Here is an 18384-nt window from a genome sequence, read left to right as displayed (position 1 = left end):
AAAAGGGCCGCCCGCGGATGCGGGCAGCCCAATGTGTTTAGTTCATTGTGAAGTATTTCACTTTGGGCTGATCTTCGGCGTCAACGTCGATACCAACGCCTTCGGCCATGCCCCAGTTCAGCACTTGGTGGTGGACGGGGATATAAAGCGCCTCATCCTGAACCACACGCCAGATGGCCGCGATGTCAGCATTCCGCGCAGCAAGGTCCGTGTTGGACGAAAGGCTCGCGATTTTGGCGTCGATTTCGTCGTTGTCGAAGCCTGTACCGTTCCATGTGCCAATGTCGCTTTCGCGGCCGTGAACGAGGAAGTTAAAGATGTACTCGGAATCGTACGTCGGCACGCCCCAACCCAGCATGTAGAAGTCGGTCTTGCCGTCGGTGATCAGCGGGAAGTGCTGCGCCTTGGGCTTGGCATCAAGGTTCACAGTGACGCCGATTTGACCCAGCATACCGACCGCCGCCTGACAGATGGCTTCATCGTTGATGTAGCGATCGTTTGGGCAATCCAGACGGATCGAGAACCCATCGGCATAACCAGCCTCGGCCAGCATCGAACGCGCCATTTCGACGTTGGTCGAGCTTTCGGCATCCATTTCAGCGGTCCAACCGTTCACGAACGGCGGTGCAATCATGCCTGCTGGCTCAGACTGCCCACGCATTACGACGGTTTGGATGGCGTCGCGGTTGATTGCCATGGACATCGCTTTGCGCACGCGCACATCGGCCAGCGGGTTTGCGCCGTCGATGTTGTCGGCTTCGATGTCATCCGCGCCTTGGTTCATACCGAAAAAGATCACACGGTTTTGTGGGGCCTTTTTCACGGTCAAGCCATCTGCGTCGTTCACACGCACAAGGTCTTGAACCGGCATGTCCTGAAGGAAGTTCACCTCACCCGACAGCAACGCCGCCACGCGGGTCGCCGCATTCTGGATTGGGGTGTAGATGATCTCAGAGACCTCCATCGGGAACTGATCCCGACCCCAATAGTTTTCGTTCCGGGTCATCACCGTGCGCACATCAGGCTCACGCGATGTGAGGACATAGGGCCCAGTACCGTTGGCATTGGTGGTGGCGTATGTGATCTCACCGCCCTCAAAATCCTGCACGTTGACGGTATTGTTTGCCTCGGCCCAGCCTTTGTCCATGATGAACAGGTTGGTCAGGTTGGACGGCAGAATCGGGTTTGGACCGTCGGTTACCATCTCAATGGTATATTCGCCTACGGCGCGAACTTCGGTGATCGAGCCGATCAGCTCTTTCATGTCGGAGTTTTCTTGCTTCGCGCGTTCAAACGAGAAAACCACGTCCTCAGCCGTGAATGTTTCACCGCCGTGGAAAGTCACGCCTTGGCGCAGCTGAAAAATCCAGACGTTTGGATCGGATGCGCTGGGGGCCCACTCGGTCGCAAGAGCGGGCTCAAACGCGCCCGTAGTGTCGCGCACAAGCAGAGGCTCGTACATTTGGTGTCGGATTGTGTGCGTTGGGCCTTCGTTTTGTGCGTGGGGGTCCAACGTAAGCGCGTCGCCCGCACGTGCCCAACGAAGGGTCTCCGCTGAAGCAACCGCTGTTGTGGACAGCAGCGCGGCAATGGCCATCAAGCCTGTCAACTTGGTCATAGAAAACTCCCTGAGTGTGTCGTGCCCCTCTGACGTCGCAGGGGCGGTGGTTCACCTCATCATGGGAGCGCGGAATTGCCAAGGGTAAGCGTGCGTTTTTCCCGCTTGGATTTGCAAGACCTATCAGTCTCGGTCCTTGGTGCTTTGAGAACAAGCGCCGTGACGCAGACTTGCTCAAAAACAGTCCCAAACAGATCGCCGCAACAAGGAGGTGCGGTTGCCGCCGTACTAGCCATCTCTGCGCACAGCCCAGCGCGCGGCCGCATAGGTTTTGCAACGAAAAAGGGCGGAACGATTGCTCCGCCCTTTGTCATAGTGTTGTGAAAAGACCTAGCTTGCGGCAGTCACCGCACGTCCCGTGATGACCTTGATCAGATGCGCACGGTATCGTGCCGTGCCATGCAGATCTGAGATCATGTCATCCTCTGAGACATTCAGCCCCTCAAGTGCCGCTGCGCTGAAATCACGGCTCAGGGCCTCCTCCGCTTCGGTCCAGCGGAACACACCGTCGTTCGAAGCCCCTGTCACCGCGACACGCACGCCGTCGGCATATTTGGCCACAAACACGCCGACCAAAGCAAAGCGTGAGGCAGGCTGGACGAACTTTTGGTAATTCGCCGCTTGCGGGATCGGAAAGGACACAGCGGTGATGATCTCACCCTCTTCCAGTGCCGTCTCGAACATGCCTTGGAAGTAGTCATCCGCAGCAATCTCACGCGTGTTGGTGATGATGGTTGCGCCGCTTGCCAAAGCAGCCGCGGGATAGCAGGCCGCCGGGTCATTGTTGGCAAGACTGCCACCAATGGTGCCACGGTTGCGAACCGCCGGATCACCAATTTGCCCTGCCAGTCCGGACAGCCCCGGAAAACGACCATCCGAAGCCACAGCATGGTGGGTCGTGGCCCCGCCAATCCGCAGCGTGTCGCCATCTTTGGTGATGCCTTGCATCTCGGACACGCCCGACAAAGAGACCAGCGTGTTCGGGCTCGCGAGGCGCTGCTTGAGGGTGGGGATCAGTGTCTGCCCCCCACCGAGCGCTTGCGCCTCATCCCCGGCCATCGCTGCGGCGGCTTCCGCAATTGTGCTCGGTGTTACTACGTCGAAATTATACATCTGAAGCCTCCTCTCTTATTTGGCGTTCTGCATGGCTTCCCACACGCGCACGGGCGTGACGGGCATGTCGATATGGGTGATGTTGTGGCCACCCGATTGAAGGGCATCCACGACGGCATTCACCACAGTCGGTGGCGAGCCGATCGCTCCGGCCTCACCACAGCCTTTCACGCCAAGCGGGTTGTGCACACAGGGCGTGCCTTGGCTGTGATCCACTTGGAACATCGGCAAATCATCAGCCCGAGGCATGGTGTAGTCCATATACGACGCGCTAAGCAGTTGGCCGTATTCATCGTAGAATGTCTGCTCAACCAGTGCCTGCCCGATGCCCTGCGCCAGACCGCCATGCACCTGACCAGTCACGATCATCGGATTGATAACATTGCCAAAGTCGTCAACGGCGCACATCCGGTCCACCCGGACTTTGCCTGTCTCCGGGTCTACTTCCACCTCGCAGGCATAGGCGCCTGAGGGGTATGTGAAGTTCGCCGGGTCGTAGAACGCAGTTTCCTCAAGCCCTGGCTCAATGCTTTCGAGCGGATAGTCATGGGGAATGTACGCCTTGAGCGCGACTTCACCAAAGGTTACGGATTTGTTCGTGCCCTCAACCGAGAACACACCATCGTTCAACGAGATGTCCTGATCGGTCACTTCGAGCATGTGCGCCGCGATCTTTTTGGCTTTGACAATGATCTTTTCGGTCGCACGGACCACCGCGGAGCCACACACCGCAAGGCTGCGAGAGCCGTACGTGCCCATGCCAAAAGGGATCTTGGAGGTGTCGCCATGGACGATATCGATGGTGCTGGCATCAATGCCCAGCATATCGGACACCACCTGTGGAAATGCGGTTTCATGGCCTTGGCCGTGGCTGTGTGCGCCGACCATAACACTGATGTTACCCGTTGCGTTGACCCGCACTGTAGCCGCATCATACAGCCCCACGCGGGAACCCAACACCCCCACAAGGTTCGACGGAGCGATCCCGCATGCCTCAATGTAGGCGTTCACGCCGAGACCGCGCATCATACCCTTGGCTTCGCTCGCCTTGCGGCGGGCCGCAAACCCAGACAGGTCTGCAACCTCTTCCATCTTGTCCATCAGCGCATCGTAATTGCCCGCGTCGTATTCCAGACCTGCCGCAGAAGCGTATGGATACTGGTCCGGTTTCACGAAGTTTTTGCGGCGCAGTTCGATCGGGTCCATGCCCAATTCGCGCGCGGCTTTGTCGATGACCCGTTCGATGGAATACGTCGCCTCGGGCCGCCCGGCCCCGCGATAAGCATCCACAGGGGCGGTGTTTGTGAACACGGCTTTGACGTTCACATAGACCAAGGGAACCGTGTAGTTCCCCCCCATCAGCGTGCCGTGCAGGAACGTGGGCGTCGCCGTTGAGAAGTTGGACAGATAGGCCCCTACGTTGGCCTTTGTGTCGGTGCGGAACGCAAGGAAATTGCCCTCTGCGTCCAGAGCCAGTTCGATCTTGGTGACGTGGTCGCGACCGTGGGCATCCGTCAGGAAGGATTCCGTCCGATCAGCTGTCCACTTGACGGGGCGGCCGACCTGCTTGGCCGCGGCCAATACCAGTGCTTCTTCACCATAGTGATAGATCTTGGACCCAAAGCCACCGCCCACATCGGGCGCAATCACCGTCAGCATGTTTTCCGGGATTCCCAAAACAAAAGCGGAGATCAAAAGCCGGGTCAAATGTGGGTTCTGCGAAGTCGTGTGCAGCGTGTATTCACCCGTGCTGGCCTTGTAGCTACCGATTGAGGCGCGCGGCTCCATCGCGTTGGGCACCAGTCGGTTATTGACCAGCTCCAGCGTGGTGACGTGATGCGCGTTCTTGATCGCGGTATCTGTCGCCTCACGATTGTCTTCGATCCAGCCCCAGTCAAAACACTGGTTCGTCTCGATCTCATCATGCACGAATGTGCTGCTGGAGAGTGCCGCATTCATGTCAATGATGGCGGGCAGTTCTTCGATATCAGCCTCAATGGCTTCAACCGCGTCGCGGGCTTGCTCAACCGTTTCGGCGATCACGGCCGCATAGGCATCGCCCACATGGCGCACTTTGCCATGGGCCAAAACGGGTCGTTTGGGTTCTTTCATCGGCTCGCCATCGCGAGAGTTGATCAACCAACCGGCGGGATTACCGCCGACATCGACGAAATCGTCACCTGTGAAAACGGCCAGAACGCCGGGCATCTGCGCGGCGGCAGACGTGTCGATGGACTTGATTTTGCCACGGGCCACGGTCGAGCGGGCAAAGACCGCGTAGGTCTGCTTTGCGAGAACAATATCGTCGGTATATTCGCCCGTCCCGGTGAGGAAGCGGACGTCTTCGCGGCGCACGGTGGCGGCGCCAATCCCTGTATCTCTTGGCATAATGTCTTCTCCCTATTCGGCAGCGATAGCGGTCACGTCCTGCCCAGAGGCGGCCATGATAGCTTTGACAATGTTGTGATATCCGGTGCAGCGGCAGATGTTGCCTTCTAGGTACTCGCGGACTTCGGCCTCTGTGGGCGTCGGGTTTTCCTTAAGAAGGGCTGCCGCCGACATCACCATGCCCGGGGTGCAGAAACCGCACTGCAAGCCGTGGTGATCTTGGAACGCCTGCTGGATGACGTTGAGCGACCCATCCGCGTTGGTCTGTCCCTCAACGGTGTCGACTGCGGCACCGTTTGCTTCTCTCGCAAACATTGTGCAGGATTTAACCGCCTTGCCGTCCACATGCACCACGCATGCACCACACTGCGACGTGTCACAGCCAACGTGGGTCCCAGTCAGGCCCTGATCTTCGCGCAGAAAGGCGGACAACAGTGTGCGCCCCTCTACGTCCCCTGAGACGGCCTTGCCATTCACCGTCATGGTTATTTTTGTCATTCTGTCCTCCCTAAGAACATCTGTCGTGTCTTTGCGCCGAGCCGAGCAATCGATTGGCCTGATTTTTCAGGTCTCTGACGATTGCGGCGCGCTGTTTTTAAGCAGGCTGGATGCCCACGAAATCTTGAAAAACGTTAAGTCACTGGTCTGTCACTTGGGTAGCAAACCCATCGATGATCCAACTGTCAAGTTTCGCAAATTTGCGCGCGCTCTTTTAGAAGGCTACGCGGCTGGGCGAAATTACACCGCGGCAGATGTTGGAATTGCGTTTACCCGCGCAGCTGAATTGCCAAGTGACGAATAAAGCTCAAATCCCACACGAGTAGAGAAACCTACGAATTCTGCCGTCATGCGCCCCGTTCAAAAACACGCGCAGTCCCGGCGCAGAAACACCACCGCTTCGTCAGAGCAAGCACCCAAATCCGAGACGGTTGACTAATCATAAAAGACTTCAGAATCGCTCGGCTGCGGCGCCCTGGCACCGGGCACGGTCATTGCCGTTACAATAGCTTGGACCGACGCAACATAGGTCCGAAGATTGATCACACGGCGGCGATACTTTTGCCGCTTAACGTACCAATCTTGGATCAATGGCTTAATGAGCACCGGGAATATTTTGGGCACACCAGGGCGCAACAATCCTTGGCAATGCGCGCGCTCGCAGACTTCTGAAAAGTAGCGCTCCGTCAGCTCTTCGCTCTGCGTAGCCATGCGCCGCTCCGCCGGCGGAAAACTCTTGGCTTCCATGAACGCGAATACAAACCACGGCAACATTCTTTCCGTAAGCCGAATGTGGTGTTCGATCAGCCAGTTCAGATGGACAATCGGGTCTTGCGCGACCTCTTGCGGTGGGTTTGATAGTTCACGTTCCACGGCGCGGGTGACTTCACCAAGGATCATTCCCAAAAGCGTCGTCTTGGTATCAAAATAGGCATAAAGCCCGCCCATCGAGATGCCGGATTCTTTGCTCAGATCCCGAAGAGACATTGCCTGAAATCCCTTTTTATTCGACAAGCGCAAAGCCGCATCAATAATGACCGTCAGCTTCTTGATCGCGATCTCGGGATTGCGGATCGAAATCGTCTCACTGTTGTGCTCAAGGATCGACCGGCACAGGGCTTCATGATCAAATGACTTCTCGGCTTCCATCAAAGGCCCCTTCTCAAAAAAACCACTCCTTGAGTGTCGTCATCAGACCAGCTGCGCCTTTGGATAAACCGAAAATCAAAGAAAAAATAGGCACTAGGTCGCCAAAAATCGAGCGAACGCTCGATTGACATGCAGCAACCTTGGCGCGATGCTCGGGTATTCCGTTGGTTTGGGAGGACTGCGGCGTGTCACTAAATAATAGCTCAATGTTTTTGGCATCGGGGATCAAGGGCGCCACGGCTCTGGTGACCGGAGCATCCTCTGGGCTGGGCATGCACTTTGCCCGGCTGCTGGCGAACCAAGGCGCACATGTCGTTATCGCCGCACGCAGGCGCGACAAGGTAGAGGCGCTGGCATCCGAAATCATCGATCACGGTGGGGCCGCCACTGCCCTCGAAATGGACGTTGCATCCGCTCAGTCCGTCCAATCGGCATTGGATGGCCTGTCGCTGGATATCGTAGTGAACAACGCGGGCACGACACGCTCTGCCTCATCGCTTGGCCACGAGCCGGCAGATATCGACGCCATTCTAGATACAAATCTCAAAGGCGTTTTTTACGTGGCCCAAGCCGCCGCAAAGGGCATGATTTCACGCGAAAAGGGCGGCTCAATTATTAACGTGGCGTCCATTCTTGGCAGCCGCGTTGCGGGCCACGCGTCGGCCTACGCGGCCTCAAAAGGTGGGGTGCTACAGCTGACGCGTTCGCTTGCACTCGAATGGGCGCGCTACGGCATTCGCGTCAACGCCCTTAGCCCTGGATACATCGAGACCGACCTCAATCGCGATTTTTTCGCGACCGATGCAGGCCAAGCGCTGATCAAGCGGGTGCCACAGCGCCGATTGGGCCAGCCGCAAGACCTTGACGGGCCACTTTTGCTTCTGGCCTCGGACATGGGGCGGTTTATGACCGGCTCAGATGTCGTGGCCGATGGCGGCCATCTCTGCTCCTCTCTTTAGGGAAAACGCTATGGATTTTACGATCTCACCCGAACTGGAATACCTCCGCGCCCGTGTCGCACGGTTTGTTGAGCGCGAAGTTCTGCCGGTTGAAAGTGATCGGACCAATTGGGACGAACACGGAAACATCGGCTTGCCGGCGCTAGCCCCCTTGCGGGCAAAAGCGAAAGCCGAGGGGCTATGGTGCCTACAGCTGAAGAAAGAAACCGGCGGGCAAGGCTTGGACAAAACCGGCATGGCGGTTTGCTATGAGGAAATGAACCGATCCATTTTTGGCCCGGTTGTCTTTAATTCCGCAGCACCGGATGACGGCAACATGATGGTCCTCGAAAAAGCAGCGACCAAGGCGCAACAAGAGCGATGGCTTGCCCCGATTGTTGCGGGCGACGTCAGTTCCTCCTTTGCGATGACCGAACCGCATCCCGGTGGTGGATCTGATCCCGGCATGATGTTGACGACTGCGACCCGCAAAGGCGACACATATGTGCTGAAGGGGCGGAAATGGTTCATCACCGGCGCCGCAGACGCAAGTCACTTCATCACGCTTGCGCGGACCTCGGATGATCCACGCCGCGGCTTGACTGCTTTTCTGCACCACAAAGACGAAGCCAATTGGCGCATTGAACGCCGCATCGGCATCATGGGTCCCGAAGAGCACGGCGGCCATTGTGAAATCGTTTACGACAACATGGAATTGCCCGCAGATCGTGTCTTATTGGGTGAAGGGTTGGGGCTAAAACTGACGCAAATGCGTCTGGGGCCTGCGCGCCTGACCCACTGCATGCGGTGGCTGGGCCTCGCCAAGCGTTGTGCGGAAATTGCCAGCGATTACGCTCAGAACCGGCATGGATTTGGAGTGCGCTTGTCGGACCGTGAAAGCATCCAGATCAAGCTAGGCGATCTGGCGATGCAGATCGAAATGGGGCGCCTTTTGGTGATGAAGGCGGCGTGGGCCATCGATCAAGGCAGCTTTGCGAAAAAGGAAGTGTCGATGGCAAAAATTCATGTGGCAAACCTGTTGCACAAGGCCGCCGATGTCGCAATCCAGATCAACGGAGCGCGCGGCTACTCGACCGATACGGTTCTTGAGTGGATCTACCGCTACGCCCGTCAGGCACGGCTCGTGGATGGCGCTGATGAGGTGCACCAGATGGTCCTGAACCGTCACCTACAAGATGAGGACAGGGGCTTTTGGAAATGGCAGCCCGCCGCGAAGTGAAAGCTTTTTCATCCCTGACAGATATCACTGCATGCATGTGACTGAACTGCTCCGGTGTCAGAGAGCATTTGGATTGAGCGAAGAACACACCGACGACATCCTCCGCGCGATCCAGCCAAGGAGATAACATTGAATGAACACTCCTGATCTTGATGCGCTGACAGCGTGGCTTTCGCTAAAACTCCCGGACGAAAACGGCCTTACCGTCGAACCCATCAGCGGCGGTCAGTCAAACCCCACTTGGTTTGTGACATTCGGCAGCAAACGCATGGTTCTTCGCAAGAAACCGGATGGCCCCATTCTGCCCGGCGCCCACGCGGTAGAACGCGAATACCGCGTATTGCGCGCGCTTGCCAAAACGGATGTGCCCGTGCCCACGGCCCTGTGGTTAGAAGAGGATCTCGGCGTACTTGGCACACCGTTCTACGTGATGGAACGATTGGAGGGGCGGGTTTTTTCAGATTGCAGCCTACCTGGCATATCGGCGGAGCACCGTCAGGCCATGTATCTAAGCATGGCCCGCACGATGGCCCAGATGCACGCCCTACGCCCCAAGGAAATCGGGCTGGGGGATTTTGGTAAACCGGGGAATTACTTTGAACGGCAAATCGCGCGGTGGTCACACCAATACAACCAATCGCAAGGACCACGCATTGCGGCCTTGGACGACCTTATGGACTGGCTTCCACATAACTTACCCGCTGATGACAATACAATCTCTCTCGCGCATGGTGATTATCGACTTGGAAACCTGATGTTTCACCCGACCGAACCACGTGTCATCGCCGTCATGGATTGGGAGCTCTCGACCCTTGGTCATCCACTTGCTGATCTAGGCTATTGCGTGATGCCATGGCTAACGGCACCTGATGAATACGGGGGCATCCTCGGGACGCCATGGGAGCAAAGCGGCATTCCGTCGATGGACCAATTTGTTGCTGAGTATTATGACCACGCAGGCCCAACGGCAAAGCTTGAACCGTTCCACGTAGCGTTCGCACTCTTCCGATTTGCAGTGATTTTTGTCGGTATTGCAGACCGAGCACGCGCCGGAAACGCCGCCGCGCGCGACGCATCCGATCTGTCCCCATTAGCAGAGAAATTCGCCAATCGCGCTGTCGATGTAATCAAAGCGCCGCATCCAGCTCTGCAGCAGGAAACTTAGCTTTAGGCGACAGATGATCTATCGAGCATTGCAACACGCGTGCTCACGCACGGCCAAAGCGCCAGAACCGACGTCAGAATAACCAAACGCGCGCTAGCCACCCAGCGGTTCAAAGTAGCTGGCATTTGTGCTGATAATTCCTTTGATCGTTTCATCCAGCCGGGACAGGTGTGCCCGCCCTGCTTGAATAGCGCTTTTGGCGTCATGCGCTTTGACTGCCTCTGCGATCTTTTGGTGATCATTCAAAAGTTCTGGCATTCGCTGTTCTTTGGACAGCCCAAGACGGCACAGCCGGTCAACTTTGGCTTTTTCTTTCATAATCACATCAAACGCGAAATCCGCACCTGCAATTTCACAAAGCGTTTCGTGGAATTCGTAGTCAAGGCGCCCAAAACCATCCACATCATGCTCTTGGATCGCGCGTTCCTGCAGCTTTAGCGCCGCGTCCAATTTGGCAGCTCCCTCATGATCGCATTTCTCAGCGGCCCGGCCCAGCACTTCGTTTTCAACCGCTGCACGCACAAATCGTGATTTTTCGATTTCTCTCATCGAGAACCTTTTCACCTCGGTCGCCCGCTGCGGACGGATCAATAACAAATCCATATTCGCCAAACGACTAAAGGCGTCGCGCACGGGCTGGCGTGAGATACCAAATTTTGCGGCCATGTCAGCTTCGGACAGTTTGTCACCGGGCAGCAGCTTTAGCGTCGCAATCTCATTGTGAAGATAGTCGAAGACTTCATCGACGCTGGTACGCCGCTCAGTCAGTTTAGATAAATTCGCCATGCCACTGCCTTCTCTTAGTCCGTTCGCAAAATTCCGTCGGCCCGGGGGCACTGACACAGATCGGCCGACACGTAAAATAAGCGCCCAGCACTCCTTGGAGTGATAGAATACAGATGTCTAGGGCATACCCTACACACAAAAATACTAGTATGCTAATTATCAGGGGCGGCCGATTCTGGCAAATTGAGACGATGAGGCATCGTCAAACGGCACGGTGACATCCGAAACGGCCCTGCACACGCGGCTTCAAAGGCACCCGCCGGCCAAGTCGCTCACATAAATCTGAGAGCCCGTGTCGCGATTGTGCGGCCATACTAAGTAGAAAGAAAACTGATGAAACTCGCAGGAAAAACCGCAATCGTTACCGGCGGCGGCCGTGATATCGGCGCAGCAGTCGCGCTTAAACTGGCCGCTGAAGGCGCAAACGTTGCCGTGAACTACTTTGCCAGTTCAACTGGCGCGGATGCGGTTGTCGCCAAAATCAAAGCAGCGGGCGGCAACGCGTTTGCCGTTCAAGGCGATCTCAACACTCAAGCGGACGTCGACAATCTGGTGAGTAAAACAGTCGACACTTTTGGTGGCCTCGACATTTTGGTGAACAACGCGGGCGGATTGATCGCACGCAAAACCTTGGCCGAGATGGATTTGGCGCATTGGAATGCGGTCATGTCGCTTAACCTGACCAGCACGTTCATGATGACCAAAGCATGCCTTGAGCATATTAAATCTGGCGCCATTGTTAACCTCGCCAGTCAAGCGGCCCGCGATGGTGGTGGCCCCGGTTCCGTCGCCTATGCATCATCCAAGGGCGCGATTGTCACCATGACACGCGGCCTCGCAAAAGAACTTGGGCCCAATGTCCGCGTCAATGCGTTGTGCCCCGGCATGATCGACACAGATTTTCACAACATCCACACGCCCGACGCAGGTCGTCGCGGGTATGAAGCCAACGCCCCGTTGAAACGCCAAGGCACTGTCGAAGATGCCGCCAACACTGTGCTGTTTCTTGCTTGCGATGACAGTGCGTTCTTGACGGGCACAAATATCGATATCAACGGCGGTATGCTGTTTAGCTAAGGATCATAGATGAACGATTTCCCCATAGTTTCGACCGGCGAGAACGTGACACGTCAGGTTCTCTCTGATCATCCCGATATGATGGTTGTGGCGTTTCGGTTTGCTGAAATTGGCGCGACTGGCGCCCTGCACAACCATCCTCACGTCCAATCAACCTACGTAGAGGCGGGCCGCTTCCGGTTCACCTTGGGGGAAATCGAAAAGGACGTCGGCCCCGGTGATAGTTTCGTTATACCCTCTGGCCAAACGCATGGCTGCGTTTGCCTTGAACCGGGTACGTTAATCGATTGCTTCACGCCGCGGCGCGACGACTTTCTGTAGAAGCGGTATGCGCATTCTATCTATCGGCGAATTCCGGACCAAGATGTCCCCGCAGGACGATGCGGGGACAAACAAGCTAGGATTCACCAGCGGTAGCTTTAACACGGCTTGATATTCCGAGCGGGTCAGACCCGGCCTATTGCAACATGAGATCAATTCCCCACTACAATCACGGGTGCAAAAATTGATGACCCCTTTTGCAGTTGGCATGGCCGGTCAGCAGCACGTCAGTTTACCGCAGATATCGATCCATTGAAGCGCGCAGTAACTCCCACAGATGACGGGACGGTTCCCATCGCCCCAATCGAAAACGTGGTAGACACCACCGCTACAAGCGATAGCTTTCATCCAGCGATCGTAACGGGTTACACAGACATACATCCATTGCCAAACAGCAGCACACGGGCACGCAGTTCATGCGGCCCCGTCGTTCAGGGCTGCGGGGCACGGGTAAACATAGACACCACATCGTCCAAAGACGTCTAAGAAGGACCAAAAAGATGCAAGAAACATGGCGATGGTTCGGTGAATTCGACCCTATCTCACTCAATGAGGTCGCACAGACCGGAGCCGCAGGTATTGTCAGCGCCCTTCACGCAATCCCCTACGGGGAGGTTTGGTCACGCGGTGAAATTTCAAAACGTCGCGATGAAATTGCTGCGGCCGGGTTCACGTGGGATGTCGTCGAAAGCCTGCCCGTCCATGAAGACATCAAGCGCGGATCTGGCGATCTGAGCCGCTTATTTGCAAATTATCGCCAATCACTCGCCAACTTGGCCGCCGAAGGTATCACAACCGTTTGTTATAACTTTATGCCTATCCTTGATTGGACACGGACGGATCTAACAGCACCTGTCGCGCGTGGCGGGACGTGTTTGCATTTTTCCGCGGCCAAGATGGCAGCTTTTGAGATCCATATGCTTGGCCGTGAAGGCGCACACAATGACTACCACCCCGAAGCGATCAGCGAAGGGCGCGTATGGTTCGAATCGGCGTCGGAAAGCGACCAAACAGATCTATTGCACGCAATTATGTCTGGGCTTCCGGGGGCATACGACAAATATGACATCAAAGGCCTGCGCGATGTTTTGAAGTCTTACCACGGGCTATCGCACACCGATCTACGCGCGAACCTCGCTCGGTTCTTGGCCGAGGTTGTCCCAACCGCGGCGGACCTTGGCATCTGCATGTGCATCCATCCCGATGATCCACCTCGTGACATTCTCGGCTTGCCACGAATTGTGTCGCACAAATCCGACATTGAGTGGATCATGCAGGCACATCCTGATCAGGCCAATGGGCTCACGTTGTGTGCCGGCTCGCTCGGATCCGCGCCTGACAATGATGTCGCGGAAATCGCTCGCACATTTGGCGACAGAATTCACTTTGTTCATTTGCGCAATGTCTCCAAGTTCCCTGACGGATCTTTCAGCGAAGCGGCCCACTTGACCGGTGATGTCGATATGGTCAGCGTCATCGACGCACTGCTCAAGGCCGAACGCACGCGCGGTGTAGACATTCCGTTTCGCGCAGACCATGGTCATGCGCTTTTGTCGGATGCGAGGACGAAAACACAACCAGGCTATACTCTTATCGGGCGTTTAAGAGGGTTGGCTGAGTTGCGCGGGATCATCGCAGCGCTGAAGCACTGATTTCCCACTGGTATACTAGTCGATTAAATCCTAAGTTTGAAGTCGACACACGACGGATGCTTAGGAGCAAAGAATGGAAAACCCTGTAATCGGCTTTATCGGCCTTGGCCTCATGGGCAGCAATATGGCCGAGTGCCTTCAAAACAACGGCGTAGATCTTGTCGTAATGGGGCGCAACAAAAACGCGGTCAGCGCTGTCGTTGCCCGAGGCGGTCGCGAAGTCGCCACCCCCAAAGATATGGCAGAAGCCTGCGATATCATCATGCTTTGCGTGACAACATCCGAAGTCGTTGAGAGTTTGGTATACGGCGACAATGGCCTGCTGGCAGGCATCAAAAAGAATGCCGTTGTCATTGATTTCGGAACGTCCATTCCCGCCTCTACCCGCAAAATTGGTGCAGACCTGAATGCCCAAGGCGCAGACATGATCGACGCACCACTGGGCCGCACACCCGCCCATGCCAAAGACGGTTTGCTCAACATCATGGCCGCAGGCGATGAGGGGACATTTGCCAAGATCAAGCCGACTTTGGACATACTCGGCGAGAACGTCTTTTACGTTGGGGCTCTGGGTGCAGGCCACACGACCAAGCTGATCAATAACTTCATGGGCATGACCACCGTCAGCGCGATGAGCCAAGCATTCGCTGTGGCGGACCGTGCTGGCCTAGATCGCGCGCAACTCTTTGAGATTATGTCAGCGGGTCCCTCAAACTCCCCATTCATGGGGTTTTGCAAGAAATACGCTGTCGACGGTATCAGCGATCTGGGGTTTTCAATGGCAAACGCCAATAAGGACGTCGCCTATTTCCTCGCTATGGTCCAAGATCTTGGGACACGATCAGAAATTGCTGAGGGCACATCGCACAACCTGCAATCCGCAGTAGATGCAGGAATGGGCGACGGCAATGTGCCCGAAATATTCGATTATTTCATCGGCTTAAAAAACTAAGCGTATTTTGCCGTGAACGCATCAACACCGGCCTGAGCGACTTCTAAGTCTTGGGCCGGTGTTCCCGAACTCACCCCGATACCCCCGACAACTTCACCATCGACAAGAATCGGCAAGCCACCGGCGATGACAACCATGCGCCCCGCATGGGCCGATGTCAGCCCGTAAACAGGGTTGCCCGGCATACTGGGTGTCGCCAAATCGTGCGTGGGTTTACGTGTTCCCGTGGCGGTAAAGCATTTATCGATCGCAATCGTGATGCTTGGGACTTTGCCGCCGTCCATCCGCATGAAACCCAGCAGGTTGCAGCTTTCGTCCATGACCGCGATGCACATCGGAACGCCAATCGCCTCTGCTTGTTTCACGGCCGCAGAAATGATGGCTTGGGCATCGTTAAAGTCTAGCCTGTTTTGAGTCCGCATTTAGGGATCTTTCTGTTGTGTTGTTTGTATTGGTGAGGGTGCTTTCCACAGCGCCGCGCACGCCCAGCGCCCATACCTGTCTTGCCGCAACTGTAAGGGGTTCTTTCAACCGGTCCGCCAAGTCTTGGGGGAAAATCGCGCGCATATTCAAAAGCGTTGCCACGGTGTCATCAGGCCCGTTTGCCGCGTGCGCGCGTTCCCGCAATTCACCAGCCAGCGGGTCGCGAACATCGATGGCATTACCGGCCTCATCAACGCCGCGCACATAAAACATCCACGCAGCAACCGCCAAACACAGGAAAGGCGTTTCCCGACCCGCAGCCAAAGCGTCACGCATGGTTCCAAGAATTCTTTGCGGTAGCTTTTGGCTGCCATCCATCGCGATTTGCCACGTCCGATGCCGAATATTCGGATTGGCGTAGCGCTCAAACAGGGACGAGGCATAGTCATCCAGATTCACACCTGTTGGCGCCTCGACCGCTGGAATAATCTCAGCCCAAAGACTGTGCACAAACCGTTCCATCACCGGGTCGGCTACCGTTTGTGAAATCGTCTCGTACCCCGCCAGATACCCCACATATGCCAAAGCGGAATGGGTTCCGTTCAACATGCGCAGCTTCATATCCTCATGGCATGAAACGTTTCGCACCAATTCAACTCCGGCGGCGGCGAAATCCGGCCGCGCGTTGTCGACAAACGCGTCCTCAATCACCCACTGTGAAAACGGTTCATGAACCACGGGGGCTGCGTCATAGACGCCAGTCTGATCCGCAATGCGCACGATGTCGTCTGCCGTGGTTGCAGGTGTGATCCGATCAACCATCGTTGAGGGGAAACATCCATTTTCGGCAATCCACGCCCGCAATTTGGGATCAAGCATTTCAGCGAATTCAAGCACGAGCCCCCGCACCAGCTGTCCGTTTTGCGGCAGGTTATCACAAGTCATAACAGTGAATGGTCGGGTGCCTGCGTACATACGTGACTTCAACGCATGCACGATAAATCCAATTGCGGACTTCGGCAGGGGGCTGGTCAAATCGTGGGCAATGTCGGGATGTGTGCGATCCAACGCGCCTGTGGCCGGTATATGGCAGTACCCTTTTTCCGTCACAGTTAGCGTCACGAGGCGAACACTGGGATCCTCCATTGAGCGCAACACGGCAGCAGGGTCTTCGGGCGCAACAAGTACATGGTTCAACGCCTCAATGACGCGTGACGTTTCCCTATCCGCACCCATTGAAACAGCGGTGTAGGCCCAGCCTTGATCACGCAATGCGTCCCGAATTCCTGCGCTGCGCAACGACACACCTAGGATGCCCCAATCACCCCCACTGGCGGCCATTGCATCGCTAATTGCCGGCACACCGAATGCACGAAAAAAAGCACCAAGGCCAAGGTGGACAATGCCCGTCTTGGGACGCGGATCAACAGATCGTTCAAGGCGTTTGGCGGTCATAGTTTATACGCATTCTTCGCAAGACCGTATGCGAGATCATGCGCAACCTCTGACGCTTCATCAGGGTCGAGGCGCCCTGTCTCGACCAAGTTCGCCAAGAACCCGCAATCGATACGCCGCGCAACATCGTGGCGCGCTGGGATGGAACAAAACGCCCGTGTGTCGTCATTGAACCCAACAGTATTATAAAAACCTGCCGTTTCTGTGACCGTTTCTCTAAACCGTTTCATCCCTTCGGCACTGTCATGAAACCACCACGGCGGCCCCAATTTTAGAGCGGGGTAGACACCGGCCAAGGGGGCTAGCTCGCGCGACAAAGACGTTTCATCCAAAGTGAAAACAATGATCGTCAGGTCGCGCTCACGACCAACGGCATTCAGCAGCGGGCGCAAATCGTTCACGTAATCCGTTCGGGTGGGAATGTCGTATCCCTTGTCACGTCCAAACCGTTCCATAATCGGCGCGCTGTGATTGCGATACGATCCTGGGTGAATTTGCAAAACCAGCCCATCGTCCAACGACATACGGGCCATTTCCGTCAACATATGGCCCCGGAACGCATCAGCCTCATCCGCTGTACAGCTACCCTGCAATGCTTTTTGAAAAAGGGCCGCGGCCGCGTCTAGTGGCAAATCTTCGGTACGCGCGGTTGGATGGCCATGGTCCGTCGATGTCGCCCCGAATTCCTTGAAATAGCGCCGCCTGTTGCGATGCGCGGCAAGGTACCCTGCCCATGTCGTTGTATCCTCACCAGACATGTCCCCCAGTTTGGCGACATTCGCGGCAAATCCCTCAAATGCAGGATCAACTACAGCATCAGGGCGGTAGGCTGTCACGACACGCCCCGACCAACCGCTATCGCGGATCATTTTATGCCAACGCAAATCGTCAATCGCGCTTTCGGTGGTAGAAATGGCTTCGATGTTAAACCGCTCAAATAACGCCCGGGGACGATAAGCCTCCTGCGCCAAGCATTCATTAACTTGGTCATAAATGGCGTCTGCCGTGATCGCCGACAAACGATCTGTGACACCAAAGACCTCTTGCAGGGCATGGTCGATCCAAATGCGCGACGGTGTGCCACGAAACAAATAATAGTTCGCCGCAAACAATCGCCAAATTTTGCGTGGATCTTGCTCAACTGGCCCTCCGTCCACGCGGGGCACCCCCAAGTCCTCTAGGGCAATCCCCTGAGAATGGAGCATCCGGAAAACATAGTGATCCGGTGTGACAAACAATTCAGAGGGATTGGCAAAGGCTTGGTTTTCAGCGAACCAACGTGGATCAGTATGACCATGCGGGCTAATGATCGGCAGATTGCGCACACTGTGGTAAAGTGAGCGCGCCAAATCTCGAACCTTTGGCTCAACGGGAAACAAGCGATCCGGGTTCAGTAGGGTCATAGAGCAGCTTTCGTCATGATGCGAACTGGTAGCCCAGTATCTCGCGCATAATCTGTCACTACGCAACACATTCAATTAACGGCCTCTTTTGCTAGCGAGGCCAGATTTGCGCGTAGAATCTAGAGTTCGATGAGCCAGAGCGTCATGACCAGCCATCAGCGGCGACCAAACACAACAACGGCCTTAGATTCCGCTGACCACTCGTC

The 18384-nt window shown here is 56.0% G+C and carries 17 protein-coding genes; 8 read left to right on the top strand and 9 right to left on the bottom strand.

Annotated features, from left to right (window positions below):
* Positions 1 to 37 precede the first annotated feature (37 nt).
* The 4 genes from AC4GMC_RS00135 to AC4GMC_RS00120 form a co-directional block, all read right to left on the bottom strand.
* Positions 38 to 1618, bottom strand: coding sequence for an ABC transporter substrate-binding protein (locus AC4GMC_RS00135; protein ID WP_487875856.1), 1581 nt, complete (start codon positions 1616 to 1618; stop codon positions 38 to 40).
* 330 nt (positions 1619 to 1948) lie between these two features.
* On the bottom strand, positions 1949 to 2731 hold the full coding sequence (locus AC4GMC_RS00130; RefSeq protein WP_487875855.1) for an FAD binding domain-containing protein: 783 nt from the start codon (positions 2729 to 2731) through the stop codon (positions 1949 to 1951).
* A 15-nt stretch (positions 2732 to 2746) separates the two neighbouring features.
* The gene (locus AC4GMC_RS00125; RefSeq protein ID WP_487875854.1) at positions 2747 to 5119 is read right to left on the bottom strand and encodes a xanthine dehydrogenase family protein molybdopterin-binding subunit; all 2373 of its coding nucleotides are present in this window, start codon (positions 5117 to 5119) and stop codon (positions 2747 to 2749) included.
* Positions 5120 to 5131: 12 nt separating this feature from the next.
* Positions 5132 to 5617, bottom strand: a complete 486-nt coding sequence (locus tag AC4GMC_RS00120) for a (2Fe-2S)-binding protein (protein WP_487875853.1) — start codon at positions 5615 to 5617, stop codon at positions 5132 to 5134.
* A gap of 25 nt (positions 5618 to 5642) precedes the next feature.
* On the opposite strand from AC4GMC_RS00120, the gene AC4GMC_RS00115 reads away from it, so the two are divergent.
* Positions 5643 to 5921, top strand: coding sequence for a hypothetical protein (locus tag AC4GMC_RS00115; protein ID WP_487875852.1), 279 nt, complete (start codon positions 5643 to 5645; stop codon positions 5919 to 5921).
* Positions 5922 to 6052: 131 nt separating this feature from the next.
* Here AC4GMC_RS00115 and AC4GMC_RS00110 read toward each other — a convergent pair whose 3' ends face one another.
* On the bottom strand, positions 6053 to 6766 hold the full coding sequence (locus AC4GMC_RS00110) for a TetR/AcrR family transcriptional regulator (RefSeq protein WP_487875851.1): 714 nt from the start codon (positions 6764 to 6766) through the stop codon (positions 6053 to 6055).
* 185 nt (positions 6767 to 6951) lie between these two features.
* Between AC4GMC_RS00110 and AC4GMC_RS00105 the strand changes: the two genes are divergently transcribed.
* From AC4GMC_RS00105 to AC4GMC_RS00095, 3 genes are all read left to right on the top strand, one after another.
* The gene (locus AC4GMC_RS00105; RefSeq protein ID WP_487878912.1) at positions 6952 to 7725 is read left to right on the top strand and encodes an SDR family NAD(P)-dependent oxidoreductase; all 774 of its coding nucleotides are present in this window, start codon (positions 6952 to 6954) and stop codon (positions 7723 to 7725) included.
* A 10-nt stretch (positions 7726 to 7735) separates the two neighbouring features.
* Complete coding sequence (locus AC4GMC_RS00100) at positions 7736 to 8944, top strand: acyl-CoA dehydrogenase family protein (RefSeq protein WP_487875849.1); 1209 nt, start codon at positions 7736 to 7738, stop codon at positions 8942 to 8944.
* A gap of 133 nt (positions 8945 to 9077) precedes the next feature.
* Entirely contained in the window at positions 9078 to 10109 is a 1032-nt protein-coding gene (locus AC4GMC_RS00095; RefSeq protein WP_487875848.1) for a phosphotransferase family protein, read from the top strand.
* Positions 10110 to 10202: 93 nt separating this feature from the next.
* Here the strand turns inward: AC4GMC_RS00095 and AC4GMC_RS00090 are convergent, their stop codons facing one another.
* Entirely contained in the window at positions 10203 to 10895 is a 693-nt protein-coding gene (locus AC4GMC_RS00090; protein WP_487875847.1) for a GntR family transcriptional regulator, read from the bottom strand.
* A 333-nt stretch (positions 10896 to 11228) separates the two neighbouring features.
* On the opposite strand from AC4GMC_RS00090, the gene AC4GMC_RS00085 reads away from it, so the two are divergent.
* The 4 genes from AC4GMC_RS00085 to AC4GMC_RS00070 all read left to right on the top strand — a co-directional run bounded on the left by AC4GMC_RS00085 (position 11229) and on the right by AC4GMC_RS00070 (position 14897).
* Entirely contained in the window at positions 11229 to 11972 is a 744-nt protein-coding gene (locus AC4GMC_RS00085) for an SDR family NAD(P)-dependent oxidoreductase (protein ID WP_487875846.1), read from the top strand.
* Positions 11973 to 11981: 9 nt separating this feature from the next.
* Positions 11982 to 12293: a cupin domain-containing protein gene (locus AC4GMC_RS00080; RefSeq protein WP_487875845.1), complete on the top strand. Its 312-nt coding sequence runs from the start codon at positions 11982 to 11984 to the stop codon at positions 12291 to 12293.
* Positions 12294 to 12793: 500 nt separating this feature from the next.
* A complete protein-coding gene (gene uxuA / locus AC4GMC_RS00075) occupies positions 12794 to 13945 on the top strand; it encodes a mannonate dehydratase (protein WP_487875844.1) in 1152 nt (383 codons plus the stop codon).
* A gap of 73 nt (positions 13946 to 14018) precedes the next feature.
* Positions 14019 to 14897 (top strand): NAD(P)-dependent oxidoreductase, encoded by an 879-nt coding sequence (locus AC4GMC_RS00070; protein ID WP_487875843.1) that lies wholly within the window; start codon positions 14019 to 14021, stop codon positions 14895 to 14897.
* Here the strand turns inward: AC4GMC_RS00070 and AC4GMC_RS00065 are convergent.
* The 3 genes from AC4GMC_RS00065 to uxaC are packed head-to-tail and all read right to left on the bottom strand — an operon-like array spanning position 14894 to position 18178.
* On the bottom strand, positions 14894 to 15319 hold the full coding sequence (locus tag AC4GMC_RS00065; protein ID WP_487875842.1) for a GlcG/HbpS family heme-binding protein: 426 nt from the start codon (positions 15317 to 15319) through the stop codon (positions 14894 to 14896). The two genes, AC4GMC_RS00070 and AC4GMC_RS00065, sit on opposite strands and share 4 nt — an antisense overlap.
* Positions 15291 to 16775, bottom strand: coding sequence for a mannitol dehydrogenase family protein (locus AC4GMC_RS00060; RefSeq protein WP_487875841.1), 1485 nt, complete (start codon positions 16773 to 16775; stop codon positions 15291 to 15293). Before AC4GMC_RS00060 ends, AC4GMC_RS00065 begins: the two co-directional genes overlap by 29 nt.
* On the bottom strand, positions 16772 to 18178 hold the full coding sequence (uxaC, locus tag AC4GMC_RS00055) for a glucuronate isomerase (RefSeq protein WP_487875840.1): 1407 nt from the start codon (positions 18176 to 18178) through the stop codon (positions 16772 to 16774). Before uxaC ends, AC4GMC_RS00060 begins: the two co-directional genes overlap by 4 nt.
* Between the last annotated feature and the right edge of the window lie 206 nt (positions 18179 to 18384).

Source organism: Thalassobacter sp., from assembly GCF_982993085.1.
The sequence above is the reverse complement of the archived record's forward strand: the minus strand, read 5'-3'. Positions and strand labels throughout refer to the sequence as shown.

Coding starts and splice junctions, on each gene's coding strand:
- AC4GMC_RS00135 (WP_487875856.1), bottom strand. CDS start 1,618: ATGACCAAGTTGACAGGCTTGATGGCCATTGCCGCGCTGCTGTCCACA.
- AC4GMC_RS00130 (WP_487875855.1), bottom strand. CDS start 2,731: ATGTATAATTTCGACGTAGTAACACCGAGCACAATTGCGGAAGCCGCC.
- AC4GMC_RS00125 (WP_487875854.1), bottom strand. CDS start 5,119: ATGCCAAGAGATACAGGGATTGGCGCCGCCACCGTGCGCCGCGAAGAC.
- AC4GMC_RS00120 (WP_487875853.1), bottom strand. CDS start 5,617: ATGACAAAAATAACCATGACGGTGAATGGCAAGGCCGTCTCAGGGGAC.
- AC4GMC_RS00110 (WP_487875851.1), bottom strand. CDS start 6,766: ATGGAAGCCGAGAAGTCATTTGATCATGAAGCCCTGTGCCGGTCGATC.
- AC4GMC_RS00100 (WP_487875849.1), top strand. CDS start 7,736: ATGGATTTTACGATCTCACCCGAACTGGAATACCTCCGCGCCCGTGTC.
- AC4GMC_RS00095 (WP_487875848.1), top strand. CDS start 9,078: ATGAACACTCCTGATCTTGATGCGCTGACAGCGTGGCTTTCGCTAAAA.
- AC4GMC_RS00090 (WP_487875847.1), bottom strand. CDS start 10,895: ATGGCGAATTTATCTAAACTGACTGAGCGGCGTACCAGCGTCGATGAA.
- AC4GMC_RS00085 (WP_487875846.1), top strand. CDS start 11,229: ATGAAACTCGCAGGAAAAACCGCAATCGTTACCGGCGGCGGCCGTGAT.
- AC4GMC_RS00080 (WP_487875845.1), top strand. CDS start 11,982: ATGAACGATTTCCCCATAGTTTCGACCGGCGAGAACGTGACACGTCAG.
- uxuA (WP_487875844.1), top strand. CDS start 12,794: ATGCAAGAAACATGGCGATGGTTCGGTGAATTCGACCCTATCTCACTC.
- AC4GMC_RS00070 (WP_487875843.1), top strand. CDS start 14,019: ATGGAAAACCCTGTAATCGGCTTTATCGGCCTTGGCCTCATGGGCAGC.
- AC4GMC_RS00065 (WP_487875842.1), bottom strand. CDS start 15,319: ATGCGGACTCAAAACAGGCTAGACTTTAACGATGCCCAAGCCATCATT.
- AC4GMC_RS00060 (WP_487875841.1), bottom strand. CDS start 16,775: ATGACCGCCAAACGCCTTGAACGATCTGTTGATCCGCGTCCCAAGACG.
- uxaC (WP_487875840.1), bottom strand. CDS start 18,178: ATGACCCTACTGAACCCGGATCGCTTGTTTCCCGTTGAGCCAAAGGTT.